The sequence below is a fragment of the Bradyrhizobium sp. BRP19 genome, assembly GCF_020194195.1.
GTDB lineage: Bacteria > Pseudomonadota > Alphaproteobacteria > Rhizobiales > Xanthobacteraceae > Bradyrhizobium > Bradyrhizobium yuanmingense.
In genome coordinates this window covers 14,249-28,592 of sequence record NZ_JADYVZ010000014.1, presented here as the reverse complement: position 1 = coordinate 28,592, position 14,344 = coordinate 14,249, and the positions used below count along the sequence as shown (strand labels likewise).

The following is a 14,344-nucleotide window of genomic DNA, read 5'->3' as shown; positions in this document are numbered from 1 at the left end:
CCTGTACAGGGTCCCATGTCGTCCCTAACCTCCGCCGCGCAAATTTAGGAGATGCGGCGTGGCGAAGAAGACGGCGACCAAGAAGAAAAGTGTGTTGAAGACGACGGCGAAGGCTTCGAAGAAGGGCTCCGGCCGCAAGAGCGCCGTCGCCAAGCCGGCCGGAAAGGCCGCTGCCGGCAAATCGGCGAAGCCGCGGCGCCCGAAGGGCCCGGCCTGGCAATGGTCGGCGGTTGAGACCGCGGCTGCGATCCGCTCCGGCGCCATCTCCGCGGTGGAGGCGGTGGAAGCGCATCTCGAACGAATGCGCACCGTCAATCCGAAGCTGAATGCGGTCGTCGTCGATCTCTCGGAGGAAGCACTCAAAGCGGCGCACGCGGCCGACAAGCAGCGCGCCAAAGGCGGCGAGCTCGGTCTCCTGCACGGCGTGCCGATTACGATCAAGGAAAATGTCGACTACGAGGGCCGGCCGAATTTCAACGGCGTGCCCGCCAACAAGGACCTCATTGCACCCTCCGACTCGCCCGTGGTGCGCAACCTGAAGAAATCAGGCGCGATCGTCATCGGTCTCACCAACACGCCCGAATTCTCCTTTCGCGGCTTCACCGACAATCCCCTGCACGGGCTGACGCTCAACCCCTGGGATCCCGACATCACCTGCGGCGGCTCCTCCGGGGGCGCGGGCTCGGCGGTCGCTGCGGGCATCGGCACTATCGCCCACGGCAACGACATCGGCGGCTCGCTGCGCTGGCCGGCGCATTGCAACGGCGTTGCCACCATCAAGCCGACGCAGGGCCGCATCCCCGCCTTCAACGGAAGCGCAACGTCGGAGCGGCCTATGCTGGCGCATCTGATGTCGGCGCAGGGACCGCTCGCGCGCCATGTCGCCGACGTGCGCCTCGCTTTGGAGGTGATGAGCCAGCGCGATCCGCGCGATCCCTGGTGGGTGCCCGCGCCGCTGGTCGGCGAGCGGCCGAAGCGGCCGATCAAGGTTGCACTGGCAAAGATCCCCGAGGACATGGACGTCGATCCCTCTGTCGCCGCGGCGCTGCGCCAGGCTGCCGATCATCTCGAGCGGTCCGGCTATCGCGTCAGCGAGGTCGAGGTACCCGACATCAACGGGGTCTGGCAGACCTGGTGCGACATCATCACCAACGAGACCGTGATGATGCAGGAGGCCGCCATGCTGAAGGTCACATCCGAGGATTTTCACAAGTCCTGGGGCGGCATGAAGGCCAAGGCCAACGTGCTCGATCTCAAGGGCTGGATGCAGGCGACCGCCGCGCGCAACGGCCACATCCGCGCCTGGCAATTGTTCTTCGAGGAGTATCCGGTGGTGCTGGCGCCGACCACGGTGAAGCCGACGCCGGGCCCGCGCGAGGACACCATCAGCTCCGAGCGCGTGCGCGAGATCTTCTGGGGCGAGATCCGCTTCATCTCCGCCATCAACGTGCTGGGCCTGCCCGGCGCGGTGGTGCCGGTGGCGCTGCATGACGGCAAGCCGATCGGCGTGCAATTGATTGCCGGCCGCTATCGCGAGGATCTCGCCCTCGATGCCGCAGCCGCCATCGAGAAACGCGTCGGCGTGCTCGCGCACCGGCTGTGGGAAAGAATGGCGTAGCGGCGGGTAATTTCACCCTCTCCCCTTGTGGGAGAGGGTGGCTCGCCGCAGAGCGGCGAAACGGGTGAGGGGTATCCCTCCACGAGTTCGCGTGTGGATAGACACCCCACATCCGGCGCTTCGCGCCACCTTCTCCCACAAGGGGAGAAGGAGCGCCACGGCGAGAGCGCGTTCGTTAATCCGCTTTAACCCGGATTTCAGCCAATCCGCGAGCAAGCATTAGGGTTACTTCCTCGATCTCTAAGCGAATTATTGTCCGCTTTACCACCCGCCTCTAACAGAGAAGCGGCGGACAACGCACATGCCTCATTCTAGGCCAATAAGTGCGGCCCGCTCCACGCGGAGGTGGCACGATGCGCAACGAGACGATCGCTATTCACGCCGGCTACGAGCCTGAAGCCACCACGCACGCAGTGGCCGTGCCGATCTACCAGACCGCGGCCTACGCCTTCGACAGCGCAGATCATGGCGCCGCCTTGTTCAATCTGGAGACCGAAGGTTTTCGTTACAGCCGCATCGCCAATCCGACCAGCGCAGTGCTGGAGAAACGCATCGCCCAGCTCGAAGGCGGCGTCGGCGCGCTCGCGGTCGCGACCGGGCAGGCGGCGCTGCATTTCGCCTTCGTCAATGTCGCCGATCACGGCGGCAACATTGTCTCCGTGCCGCAGCTCTACGGCACCACGCATACGCTGCTCTCCCATATCCTGCCGCGCCAGGGCATCACCGGCCGTTTTGCCGAGAGCGACAAGCCAGAGGCCGTCGAGAAGCTGATCGACGAGAACACCCGCGCCGTGTTCGCCGAAACCATCGGTAATCCCGCCGGCAATGTCTGCGACATCGAGGCGCTGGCGAAGATCGCCCATGCGCATGGCGTGCCGCTGATCGTCGACAACACCGTCGCCACCCCGATCCTCTTCAAGCCGTTCGACTATGGGGCCGATATCGCGGTGCATTCGCTGACCAAGTTCTTGGGCGGTCACGGCACCACGCTCGGCGGCGCCATCGTCGATTCCGGAAACTTTCCCTGGGCCGAGCACGCCGATCGCTTCCCGGCCTACAACAAGCCCGACGCCTCCTATCACGGCCTGGTCTATGCCGAGCGCTTCGGCAAGACCGCCTATATCGAGCGCGCGCGCAGCGTCTATCAGCGCACAATGGGCTCGGTGCTGTCGCCGTTCAACGCCTTCCTGCTGCTTCAGGGCATCGAGACCGTGGCGCTGCGCATGGAGCGCCATGTCGAGAACGCCCGCAAGGTCGCCGAATTCCTGCGCGGCGATCCGCGCGTGGCCTGGGTCAACTACACCGGCTTCCCGGACAGCCCCTATTATCCGCTGGTGCAGAAGTACCTGAACGGCAACGCCTCCTCGCTATTCACCTTCGGCATCAAGGGCGGCATGGAGGCCGGCAAGACGTTTTACGATGCGCTGAAGCTGATCACGCGGCTCGTCAATATCGGCGATGCCAAGTCGCTCGCCTGCCATCCGGCATCGACCACCCATCGCCAGATGTCGGCGGAGCAGCAGCGCGCCGCCGGCGTGCTGCCGGAGACGATCCGTCTGTCGATCGGCATCGAGCATGTCTCTGATATCATCGAGGACATCGACCAGGCGCTGGAAAAGGCCTGCCCGTCGGCGCGCCGCGAGGCTGCGGAGTAGGCGGCGCCGGCCATGACGATCTTGATCGACAAGGATCAGGTCATCGCGGGCCCGACGCTGGTGCCGGCCGCGCACGATCTCGCGCGCGATGCCGGCGCCGAACTCACCATCGGCCTCGTCAACAACATGCCGGATGCCGCGTTGAAGGCGACCGAGCGGCAGTTCATGAAGCTGCTTCAGGCCGCGGCGGGCTCGCGCCGTATCCGCTTCCACTGCTTCTCGCTTCCCAGCGTGAAGCGGTCGCCGGAAGCGAAATGGCATGTCGAGAGCGAGTATTCCAACCTTTCCGATCTCGAGCGCGGCAAGTTCGATGGGCTGATCGTGACGGGCGCAGAGCCGATCGCGCCCGAGCTCGACGGGGAGACGTACTGGCGCGACCTCACCAACCTGATCGACTGGGCCAAGGCCAACACGCGTTCGACGATCTGGTCGTGCCTTGCCGCGCATGCCGCGGTGCTGCATCTCGACAATATTGAACGGCGGCGGCTGCCGGCCAAATGTCACGGCATTTTCGATTGCGGCGTCGTGACGGACGATTTGCTGACCCGCTCTGCGCCCGCACCGCTCAAGGTCTCGCATTCACGTCTGAACGAGATCGCCGAGAGCGACCTCGTGCACGCCGGTTATCAGGTGCTGACACGCTCACAGGAGGCTGGCGTCGACGTCTTCGTTCGCCAATATGCCAGCCGCTTCGTGTTCTTCCAGGGTCACCCCGAATATGACGCGCTGTCGCTGCAGCGCGAATATCTGCGTGACATCGGCCGCTATCTCGCGCGGGAGCGGGAGACCTATCCGCGCCTGCCGGTGAGTTATTTTGACGCAGCGACTGAAGAGAAGCTGGCTCGGTTCGAGAAGAAGGCGGCGCACCAGCGCCATCCGGCGCTCAGCAACGAGCTGCCCGCGCTGAACCTGCGCGCCGATATCGGCGCTGGCGACGCTGCGGCGGTGCTCTTCCGCAATTGGCTGCGCTATCTCGGTGCGGACGCCGACGCGTGCGCTAGCCAAAGCGGTCTTGGTTCGGCGTTAGGATTACCCGGGCGTTAGGCTTGCCTCGACCTGCGCACGAATGTTTCAGTAGAGCAAGAAGGCATCACGGGAAACGCAGTCGTGTGGTCGGCACTCCAGGGACGCGTGAGCAATCGGTTGGCCCGGCATTTCCGCGCCGCGCCGCACCGGCTGCCTGCGCGTGCGCCGATGGTGAGCTTCACGTTCGACGACGCCCCCGATAGCGCCGCAGGCGAGGGCGCCGAGCTTCTGCAGCGGCATGGCGGCCGCGGCACCTATTACCTTGCCGGCAGCCTGATCGGCCAGCCGTCGGAGCATTGGCATGGCCTGTCGGACGATGCGATCGTCCGGCTTCACCGCGCCGGGCACGAGATCGCCTGCCACACCTTCTCGCATCAGAGCTCGGCGACGCTCGACGCACCCGCCATGGCGCGCGAGATCGAACGAAACCGCAGCCATCTCCGCGGCATCGATGCTTCGATCACGCTGGAGAATTTCGCCTATCCCTATGGCATCGCCTCGGTGTGGCGCAAGCCGCAGCTGACAAAAGCCTTCCGTTCCGCGCGCGGCATTCTTCCCGGCGTCAACAGCGGCGTCATCGACCTCCAATTCCTGCGCGCCTCGCCCTTGGTCGATTGCGAGATCGACGAGGCCGGGGTCGATCGCTATTTCGACGAGGCGGTCGCGAGCGGCGGCTGGCTGATCTTCTACGGCCACGACGTCAGCGACAGGCCGAGCCCCTATGGCTGCACGCCGCATCTGATGCGTCATGCGCTGGAGGCGGCCGGCAGACGCAACATGCCGATCGTGACGGTTGCGGAAGCGCTGCGACGGATCGGGGCGTAGCCTCTTCTTCCCTTCTCCCCTTGTGGGAGGAGGTGGCGCGAAGCGCCGGATGAGGGGTATGTCTCCACAAGCTCATATCTGCGTTCGCGGATAGAACCCCTCACCCACCTCGCTTCGCGAGGCACCCTCTCCCACAAGGGGAGAGGGAAGAGTCGTGCCTCGCCTCCAAACAGTCTTGCCACAGCCACACCAGCATGCGACTGGCCTTGTGACGAATCCCACGGCCTGATCTGCTCCGCCCATGTCCGCTCCCTCCAACGCCCCACTGCCTGCGCCGGCCAACGGCGGCGATGCGCTGTCGGTGCTGCATTCGGTGTTCGGCCTGCCGGGATTTCGCGGCGCGCAGGGCGAGATCGTCCGCCACGTCACGGACGGCGGCAATTGCCTGGTCTTGATGCCGACCGGCGGCGGCAAGTCGCTGTGCTATCAGCTTCCATCCTTGCTGCGCGAAGGCTGCGGCATCGTGGTCTCGCCGTTGATCGCCTTGATGCGCGACCAGGTCGCCGGCCTGATCGAGGCCGGTGTCAATGCCGCCGCGCTGAACTCGTCGCTGACGCCGCAGGAGGCCTCCGACATCGAACGCCGCCTGCTCGCCGGCGATCTCGATCTGCTCTATGTCGCGCCGGAACGGCTGGTCACGCCGCGCTGCCTATCGCTGCTGGCGCAGGCGAAAGTGGCGCTGTTCGCGATCGACGAGGCGCATTGCGTCTCGCAATGGGGCCACGATTTCCGGCCCGAATATGTCGGCCTTTCCGTCATCGCCGAGCGCTTTCCCGACGTGCCGCGCATCGCGCTGACCGCGACCGCCGACGAGCTGACGCGCAAGGAGATCGTCGAGCGACTTCAGCTGACGGGCGCGCCGCAGTTCGTCTCCAGCTTCGACCGGCCCAACATCCGCTATGAGATCGTCGACAAGCGCAATGCGGTGTCGCAGCTGAAGGAATTCATCCGCGAGCGCCACATGGGCGATGCCGGCGTGGTCTATTGCCTGTCGCGCAACCGCGTCGAGGAGGTCGCCGCAGCGCTTGCCGAGGCCGGCATTGCGGCGCTGCCCTACCACGCCGGGCTCGACGGGGCGGTGCGCTCGCGCAACCAGGATCGCTTCCTCAACGAGGACGGCATCGTCATCGTCGCGACCATCGCCTTCGGCATGGGCATCGACAAGCCCGACGTGCGCTTCGTCGCCCATCTCGACCTGCCCAAGAGCATCGAGGCCTATTACCAGGAGACCGGACGCGCCGGCCGTGACGGCAAGCCGTCGGCGGCGTGGATGACCTACGGCCTCTCCGACATCGTGCAGCAGCGCCGCATGATCGACGAATCGGCCGGATCGGAGGATTTCAAGCGGGTCTCGATCGGCAAGCTCGATGCGCTGGTCGGCCTCGCCGAGACGCCGCACTGCCGGCGCCGGCGCCTGCTCGCCTATTTCGGCGAGATCGTGATGGGCGAGAGCTGCGGCAATTGCGACAATTGCCTGACGCCGCCGAAGATGCGCGACGGCAAGGTGCTGGCGCAGAAGCTGCTGTCCTGCGTCTATCGCACCGGGCAGCGTTTCGGCGCCATGCATCTGATCGATGTGCTGGTCGGACGCCTGACCGAGAAGGTCACACAGTTCGGTCACGACAAGCTGTCGGTGTTCGGCATTGGCCGCGAGCTCAACGAGAAGCAGTGGCGCACGGTGCTGCGGCAAGTGGTGGCGATGGGCCATTTGCGCAGCGACAGCGAAGCCTACGGCGCGCTCAAGCTGACGGAGTCTTCGCGCGGCGTGCTGCGCGGCGAGACCGAGGTCTGGCTGCGCGAGGAGGCGCCCGGCACGCGGGTTCGCGCCAGCCGGGCCACGTCACGCCGCGGTGACCTCGCGCCCGCGGCGAGCGCGCCGCAAGGCGACGTCGATCCCGAATTGCGCGCGCGCCTGCGCGCCTGGCGGTCAGAGGTCGCGCGCGAACGCGGCGTGCCGGCCTATGTGGTGCTGCACGATGCAACGATCGACGGCATCGTCCGGGCCTGGCCGACCACGCTGGACGAGCTGCGCAACGTGCCGGGGATCGGCGACAAGAAGCTCGAGCACTACGGCAACGAGCTGCTGCAGATCGTGAGGACGAGGTAGGGCGCAGTCGTCATCCCGGACAAGCGCGCCTCAGGCGCGCGCCGATCCGGGATCCATAACCACAGGCCAATGTGGTTGCGGCAAGCTCTCAACCGCAAGTCTGCGCCAAACGCCTCCCTGTGGTTATGGGTCCCGGGCTCGCGACTTCGTCGCGCCCCGGGACGACAGTGATGCATGACGCGCGAGCGCTACGCTCTCACTCACCCATTCCTGAACGCATACGCATACCCGTTCAGCGCCGGCGCGCCGCCGAGATGGGCGTAGAGGATCTTCGCGCCCTTCTCGAAATAGCCCTTCTGGGCGAGATCGATCAGGCCCTGCATCGACTTGCCCTCGTAGACGGGGTCGGTGATCATACCTTCGAGGCGCGCGGTGAGGCGGATCGCCTCCTTGGTCTCCTCCGATGGCACGCCATAGGCGGGATAGGCGTAGTCCTCGATCAGCACGACGTCGTCAGTGACGAGGTCCTTGCCGAGCTCGACGAGCTTTGCCGTGTTCTGCGCGATCTCGAGCACCTGGGCCTTGGTCTGGGCGGGCGTGAAGGAGGCATCGATGCCGATCACCTTTCGCGCACGGCCGTCCGCCGCAAACCCGACCAGCATGCCGGCATGGGTGGAGCCGGTGACGGTGCAGACGACGATGTAGTCGAACTTGAAGCCGAGCTCGGCTTCCTGCTTGCGCACCTCCTCGGCAAAGCCGACATAGCCAAGGCCGCCGAACTTATGCACGGAGGCACCGGCGGGAATAGCGTAGGGCTTGCCGCCCGCGGCCTTCACTTCCTCGATCGCCTGCTCCCAGCTCTTGCGGATGCCGATATCGAAGCCGTCGTCGACCAGGCGCACGTCGGCGCCCATGATGCGCGAGAGCATGATGTTGCCGACGCGATCATAGACTGCGTCTTCGTGCGGCACCCAGGCTTCCTGCACCAGGCGGCATTTCATGCCGAGCTTGGCCGCGACGGCCGCGATCATGCGGGTGTGGTTGGATTGCACGCCGCCGATCGAGACCAGCGTATCGGCATTGGAGGCGATCGCATCGGGGATAATGTATTCGAGCTTGCGCAGCTTGTTGCCGCCATAGGCGAGGCCGGAATTGCAGTCCTCGCGCTTGGCATAGACCTCGACTTGGCCGCCGAGATGTTTTGACAAGCGCTCCAGCTTCTCGATGGGCGTCGGGCCGAAGGTCAAAGGATAGCGCGGAAATTTGTCCAGCTTCATGGGTCATCTCGATTGGCGTTGGTGTTGCGGCTCCCTAGCATCACGTCGGGAAAATGTGCTCTCGAATATTGCGGCCATGTTGCACGGCTTCTTGCGAAAGTTGTGATAATTGCTAACATTCCTTCCAGAACAGCACCTATTTTCGGAAGTTTCTTTCATGGCTGCCCGACTCGACCGCACCGACCTCAAGATATTGAGATTGCTTCAGAATAACGGTCGGCTCAGCAACGCCGAGCTGGCCGAAACGGTCGCGATCAGCCCCGCCACCTGCCACCGTCGCACCCAGCGCCTGTTCGAGGACGGCTTCATCGCCACTGTCCGCGCCATGGTCGCGCCGAAGAAGGTGGCCAAGGGCACGCTGGTGATGGTCGGCGTCGTGCTCGACCGCTCGACGCCAGAGAGCTTTGCCACCTTCGAGCAGGCCGTTGCAAAGCTGAAGTTCCTGCTCGACTGCCACCTCGTCGCCGGCGATTTCGATTACTTCCTCAAGATCCGCGTCGGCGACATGGAGGATTTCAATCGCATCCACGGCGAGCAGCTGATCGCGCTCCCCGGCGTGCGCCAGACCCGGACCTTCTTCGTGATGAAGGAAGTCGTCGACAACGCGCCGCTGGAATTTTAGGCGCAGCTATTGATGCGCTATCCGCATCATGAGAGATTCGCCCGATGCAGACATTCCCCTTCCGCCAGCACAATCCGGCCGGGCCGGCCTATCGGCGCGGCTGGGTCGACGAGGCCGTGGCCGCGATCGAGGCCGACCAGTGCCGCACCGCCGACACGCATCTGATCCGGCTGATCGTGCCGGCGCTATCGGGCATCGACATCTATCTGAAGGATGAGTCCACGCATCCGACCGGCAGCCTGAAGCATCGCCTCGCGCGCTCGCTGTTCCTCTATGCGCTCTGCAACGGCCACATCCGCGAAGGCACGCCCGTGGTCGAGGCCTCGTCGGGATCAACCGCGGTGTCGGAGGCCTATTTCGCTGAGATGATCGGCGTGCCCTTCTACGCCGTGATGCCGCGCACGACCTCGGCGGAGAAGATCGCCGCGATCGAGCATTATGGCGGCAATTGCCATTTGATCGACGACGGCCGCGCGCTCTATGCGGAAGCCGCGGCACTCGCCGCCCGGCTGGACGGCCACTACATGGATCAGTTCACCTTTGCCGAGCGGGCCACCGACTGGCGCGGCAACAACAACATCGCCGAGTCCATCTTCACGCAGTTGCAGGGCGAGCCGCGGCCGATTCCGGACTGGATCGTGATGGGCGCCGGCACCGGCGGCACGTCGGCCACCATCGGACGTTATCTGCGGTATCGGCAATATCCGACCCGGCTGTGCGTCGCCGATGTCGAGCATTCCGCGTTCTTCGATTGCTTCCGCACGCTGGATCGCTCCCGTGTTTGCGACCGCCCGTCGCTGATCGAGGGCGTCGGTCGCCCCCGCTGCGAGCCGTCCTTCGTGCCCGGCGTGGTCGATCGCATGATGAAGATCCCGGATGCGGCAACGGTCGCGGCGATGAACGTGCTGTCGCGACGGCTGCGCCGTGCGGTCGGCGGCTCCACCGGCACCAACTTCCTGGCGCTGTGCCGGCTCGCCTCGGAGATGCGCCAGGCGAGCGTCACGGGATCGTTGGTGACGCTGATCTGCGATTCCGGCGAGCGCTACCGGCAGACCTATTACGAGCCCGCTTGGCTCGCCGCGCGCGGCCTCGATCCGGCGCCGTTCGAGGCGGCGCTGTCGTCGTTCCTCGCCACAGGTGAGCCACTGACGCTGGACGTCGACGACGTCGTCAATCCCCAAAGCGTGCCAAGCCCCACGGCGTCATAGCCGAGATCTGCCTGGCATTTGCGAAATCGCACGGTCGTCACGGCAACTTCACTTGCCTTGCGCAGGCACGCAGGTGACGGTTGCGTCTTCTCAACGAGGAGACCCTACCGTGCGCCTTCCCATTCTCGATCCGAAAGAGCTAACCGACGAACAGAAGCCGCTCTATGACGACATGCGGGCCGGCATGAAGGACCACTTCAAGGGTTTTGTGAACATGCGCGAGGACGGCGCGCTGCTCGGGCCCTGGAATCCCTGGATCCGCGAGCCGCGCTTCGGCAAGCCGGTGTGGGAGCTGGTCAAGGCGATTGCGTCGAACCCGCTGCTGCCCGCGGCCGTACGCGAGGTCGCGATCCTCGTCACCGGCTCGCATTTCCGCTCCGGTTACGAGCTCTACGCTCATGTGCTGGTGGCCGAGCAGCGTGGCCTCTCCGACGAGAAGCTCGCGACCATCGTTGCCGGCCAGCGGCCGGTGGACCTCACCAAGCAGGAAGCCGTCGCCTACGACATGGCTTCGGCACTGGTCAGCGGCGGCGTGCTGCCGGAGCTGACTTGGCGTGCGGCGGTGAAGGAATTCGGCGAGCACGGCGCGGCCGAGCTGTCCTATCTCGTCGGCGTCTACTGCATGGTCTCGGTCACGCTCAACACCTTCGACGTGCCGGTGCCTGACTAGTTGCGCACGGCGTAGAGCGGTGTGCGCAACGTGACCTGATAGGACGGCTTCGGCATCCAGGCGATCTGCGCGGTAATGCCGAAAAGTCGGTTGTCGTTGTCGTCCATGCGATCGAGGTCGAGCCGCAGGACCGGCTGGGTGAAGGATTCCGCGAGCGTCCGGCCCGCGAGCAGCGCGCCGCCGAACGACTGCATGCCGAGGCGCCCGGTGAACTTCCAGTTGCTCGGCCATTGATAGTAGCCGCCGGCATAGAGGATCGTGTTCGGCCGGATCGTGGCGAACGGGCTGGCGATGGTGACGGTGGTGTATTGCAGGCCGGCGAGCCAGCCCCGTGTCTCGTCCTCGTCGACCGCGTAGTCGAATTCCACGATGTTGTTGAAGGAGTTCGTCATGCCCTGCTCGTTGGGCACCGACTGCGTCAGGGTTGATTGCAGCGTGATGGTCGGGATCTTCCCGCCATTCTGCTGGTAGAGATCGGCCTGCACGCCGATGTTCCAGCTCGTGATGTCGAAAGACGACCAGCCGCCGCCGATATCCGTCGTCGTGCCGGATACGCCGCCGTAGAGCGAAACGCGGTCGCTGACGTCGACGGTCAGCGGCAGGTCGATCGCAATCGATTTCGCGGCCGGCAGTCCATTCCGCAGCGACGTGCCTCGTTGCGCCGCCAGGGCTTGGAATGCGGCTGACAGCGAGGTGTTGCCGAAGCCGAGCGCGAGCGTGCCTGCGGGGATCGTCGCATAGATGGTGCGGAGATCGAGATAGATGTTCGGGACGATCGGCTTTGCGGGCTCGTCCTCCTCATCGTCGGCGGCGAGGGCACCGCCTGCCGGGACCGCCAGACACAGCAGTCCCGCCGCGGCAGCGCGCAACGCACGACGGGATTGGCTGCGAAGAGGCACGTGACGATCCGACGCGTGGCGATTTGAGGGTGGAACCGTTGTTAGATGGAACGTGATCGCGCGCTTGGTCAAGCGCTATCCGCAAGCGATGGACGGCGCGGATGTGCGCGGTTACCCTGGCGTGATCGCACTGACACACTCGCCCGCCACAGTGCAGGCCGAAGAATGGAGGAGACAGCCATGAACACGTCACGCCGCATCCTGCTCACCGGTCTGGCGGGGCTTGCCGTTACTCCCGGTGCTGCGGTGGCTGCTGCACCCACAGCCGAGCCCGGCAAGGCGACGGTTGCGGAGGAACGTTTCGCGCGCACGATTGCGGCGGCGCATGCGCCCGACAGCACCTGCGCATGGCAGGCGGAGCATTATGCGGAAGCGCACTGGCCGGAATATGTCGCGGCGGCGCGCGCGGTGATCGGCGCGCGCGTATGATTGACGCTGTCAGGTCTTCACCGCGCGCCGCACCTGTTCGCCGATTTGCGACAGCACGAGCTGTGCCTGCGGCAGGATTGCGCCCATGGCGTGGAAATTGTGAACCATGCCATCGTGGCAGACATGCTCGACCGCGACCCCCGCGGCGAGCAGCTTGCGGGCATAGGCATTGCCCTCGTCACGCATCGGGTCGTACTCGGCGGTGTGGATGATCGCGGTCGGCAGGCCCGTGAGGCGCGTCGCGCGCAACGGAGAGACGCGGGGATCGGCAGGATCGATGCCATCGGGCAGATAATCGGAAAGATCGGCTTCGATCGTGGCGCGATCGATCAGATGGCCCTCGGCAAAGGCCTCGCGCGAAGGCGAGGTTTCCTCGAAATCCAGCACCGGGCAGATCAGGCACTGCGCGGCGATGGAGAGGCCGGCGGTCTGCGCCGCATTCTGGCACACGATCGCCGCGAGTGTGGCGCCGGCGGAATCGCCGCCGATCACCAGGCGGTCAGCGTCGATGCCGAGCGATGCCGCCTCGCGCGCCACCCATTCGGTGGCCGCGATCGCGTCGTCGACCGCGGCAGGGAATCTGTGCTCCGGCGCGAGCCGGTAATCGACCGACACGAGGCGGCAGCCGGTGGCATGCGCCAGCGCCGCGGCGATGCGCTCGTGCGTGGCAATGCTGCCGGCGACGAGCCCGCCGCCATGAAAGAACACGAAGCCCGGTGCGGGCGCTTCAGTGCCTGCCGGCGTGTAGAGGCGATAGGGCAGCTCGCCGCCGGGACCGGGCAGCCTGCCGTCGGAGGTCGTCACATCCGGCGCCTCGGCCCGGGCGAACTGCATCAGCTTTGCCAGCGATTGCCGCCGCACCTCCACACTCGGGCGGCTCCGCGCCCGCGGCGCAGCCGCAGCCATCATGGTCAACAAACGCTTTGCGAGCGGATCGAGCGGCATGGATTCTTCCTTCTCCCCTTGTGGGAGAAGGTGGCGCGCAGCGCCGGATGAGGGGTTTTCTCCGCAGGTGAGTTCGCGGATGGATACCCCTCACCCGTCTCGCCGCTACGCGGCGAGCCACCCTCTCCCACAAGGGGAGAGGGTAACTCACCATTTCCTCGCAGCAAATCGTTTAGAAATTGGGACAATAGTGCCGGATCGTTCGAAAAGGAGGCCGGTCATGGCCGAGATCAAGAAGCCCATCGACTACTCGCCGAGCTGGACCTTCTTCGAGGGCAAATGGCACGAGGGCAACGTGCCGATCATGGGGCCGCGCACGCATGCGGCCTGGCTCGGCTCGATCGTGTTCGACGGCGCTCGCGCTTTCGAGGGCGTCGCACCGGATCTCGATCGTCACGTGGCCCGCGCCAATCAATCCGCGATCAGTTTCGGCCTGAAGCCGGTGGTCGATACCGACACCTGGCTGACGCTCGCGAACGAAGGCATCGCGCGCTTTGCCGGAAATGCCGAGCTCTATATCCGTCCGATGTACTGGGCGCAGAACGGAAGCGGCGGCGGCGTGCTGTTCGACCCCGAGACCACCAATTGGTGCCTGTGCATCTACGAAGCGCCGATGCCAAAGCCCGTCGGCAACGCGATCACCTTGTCGCCGTTTCGTAGGCCGACGGCCGAATGCGCGCCGGTCGAAGCCAAGGCCGCCTGCCTCTACCCGAACAATTCGCGCGCACTCGCCGAAGCTGCGTCGCGCGGCTTCCAGAACGCGCTGATGCTCGACATGCTCGGCAACGTCGCCGAGTTCGGCAATTCCAACGTGTTCATGGCCAGGGATGGCGTGGTGTTCACGCCGGTGCCGAACGGCACCTTCCTCAACGGCATCACGCGCCAGCGCGTCATCAGCCTGCTTCGCGCCGACGGCGTCACCGTGGTCGAGAAGACGCTGCGCTACGCCGATTTCCTGACCGCCGACGAGATCTTTTCGACCGGCAATTTCGCCAAGGTCGCGCCCGTGATCCGCATCGACGAGCGCGAGCTGAAGCCGGGCCCGTTCTACGCCAAGGCGCGCAAGCTCTACTGGGACTTTGCGCATGCCGTGAAGATGGCGGCTTGATCCGGAGTCTCTGTC

General features: G+C 65.4%; 13 protein-coding genes. 10 read left to right on the top strand and 3 right to left on the bottom strand.

Annotated features, from left to right (window positions below; translation table 11 throughout):
- Positions 1–58: 58 nt before the first annotated feature.
- The 5 genes from I6F36_RS30075 to recQ all read left to right on the top strand — a co-directional run bounded on the left by I6F36_RS30075 (position 59) and on the right by recQ (position 7,231).
- Entirely contained in the window at positions 59–1,618 is a 1,560-nt protein-coding gene (locus tag I6F36_RS30075) for an amidase family protein (RefSeq protein WP_225148652.1), read from the top strand.
- Between the two features lie 353 nt (positions 1,619–1,971).
- Positions 1,972–3,273 carry an O-acetylhomoserine aminocarboxypropyltransferase/cysteine synthase family protein gene (locus tag I6F36_RS30070; RefSeq protein ID WP_225172736.1) on the top strand — a complete coding sequence of 434 codons (1,302 nt, stop codon included), beginning with the start codon at positions 1,972–1,974 and terminating at the stop codon, positions 3,271–3,273.
- Between the two features lie 12 nt (positions 3,274–3,285).
- A complete protein-coding gene (locus I6F36_RS30065) occupies positions 3,286–4,317 on the top strand; it encodes a homoserine O-succinyltransferase (protein WP_225172735.1) in 1,032 nt (343 codons plus the stop codon).
- Between the two features lie 63 nt (positions 4,318–4,380).
- Positions 4,381–5,124 (top strand): polysaccharide deacetylase family protein, encoded by a 744-nt coding sequence (locus I6F36_RS30060; RefSeq protein ID WP_346656680.1) that lies wholly within the window; start codon positions 4,381–4,383, stop codon positions 5,122–5,124.
- A gap of 241 nt (positions 5,125–5,365) precedes the next feature.
- Positions 5,366–7,231, top strand: coding sequence for a DNA helicase RecQ (gene recQ, locus I6F36_RS30055; protein WP_225172733.1), 1,866 nt, complete (start codon positions 5,366–5,368; stop codon positions 7,229–7,231).
- 200 nt (positions 7,232–7,431) lie between these two features.
- On the opposite strand, the gene I6F36_RS30050 is transcribed toward recQ, so the two are convergent.
- A complete protein-coding gene (locus I6F36_RS30050) occupies positions 7,432–8,448 on the bottom strand; it encodes a 1-aminocyclopropane-1-carboxylate deaminase (RefSeq protein ID WP_225145425.1) in 1,017 nt (338 codons plus the stop codon).
- 157 nt (positions 8,449–8,605) lie between these two features.
- Between I6F36_RS30050 and I6F36_RS30045 the strand changes: the two genes are divergently transcribed.
- From I6F36_RS30045 to I6F36_RS30035, 3 genes are all read left to right on the top strand, one after another.
- Entirely contained in the window at positions 8,606–9,070 is a 465-nt protein-coding gene (locus I6F36_RS30045) for an Lrp/AsnC family transcriptional regulator (protein ID WP_225172732.1), read from the top strand.
- Between the two features lie 44 nt (positions 9,071–9,114).
- Positions 9,115–10,278 carry a PLP-dependent cysteine synthase family protein gene (locus I6F36_RS30040; protein ID WP_225172731.1) on the top strand — a complete coding sequence of 388 codons (1,164 nt, stop codon included), beginning with the start codon at positions 9,115–9,117 and terminating at the stop codon, positions 10,276–10,278.
- Positions 10,279–10,387: 109 nt separating this feature from the next.
- Positions 10,388–10,948: a carboxymuconolactone decarboxylase family protein gene (locus I6F36_RS30035; protein ID WP_036014759.1), complete on the top strand. Its 561-nt coding sequence runs from the start codon at positions 10,388–10,390 to the stop codon at positions 10,946–10,948.
- Here the strand turns inward: I6F36_RS30035 and I6F36_RS30030 are convergent.
- On the bottom strand, positions 10,945–11,817 hold the full coding sequence (locus I6F36_RS30030) for a hypothetical protein (RefSeq protein WP_225172788.1): 873 nt from the start codon (positions 11,815–11,817) through the stop codon (positions 10,945–10,947). The genes I6F36_RS30035 and I6F36_RS30030 overlap by 4 nt on opposite strands.
- A gap of 210 nt (positions 11,818–12,027) precedes the next feature.
- Here I6F36_RS30030 and I6F36_RS30025 point away from each other — a divergent pair, with 210 nt between their 5' ends.
- Complete coding sequence (locus I6F36_RS30025; protein WP_036026186.1) at positions 12,028–12,276, top strand: hypothetical protein; 249 nt, start codon at positions 12,028–12,030, stop codon at positions 12,274–12,276.
- Between the two features lie 9 nt (positions 12,277–12,285).
- On the opposite strand, the gene I6F36_RS30020 is transcribed toward I6F36_RS30025, so the two are convergent.
- Entirely contained in the window at positions 12,286–13,221 is a 936-nt protein-coding gene (locus I6F36_RS30020) for an alpha/beta hydrolase (RefSeq protein ID WP_225129840.1), read from the bottom strand.
- 220 nt (positions 13,222–13,441) lie between these two features.
- On the opposite strand from I6F36_RS30020, the gene I6F36_RS30015 reads away from it, so the two are divergent.
- Positions 13,442–14,329, top strand: a complete 888-nt coding sequence (locus I6F36_RS30015; RefSeq protein ID WP_036026190.1) for a branched-chain amino acid aminotransferase — start codon at positions 13,442–13,444, stop codon at positions 14,327–14,329.
- Positions 14,330–14,344: the final 15 nt, after the last annotated feature.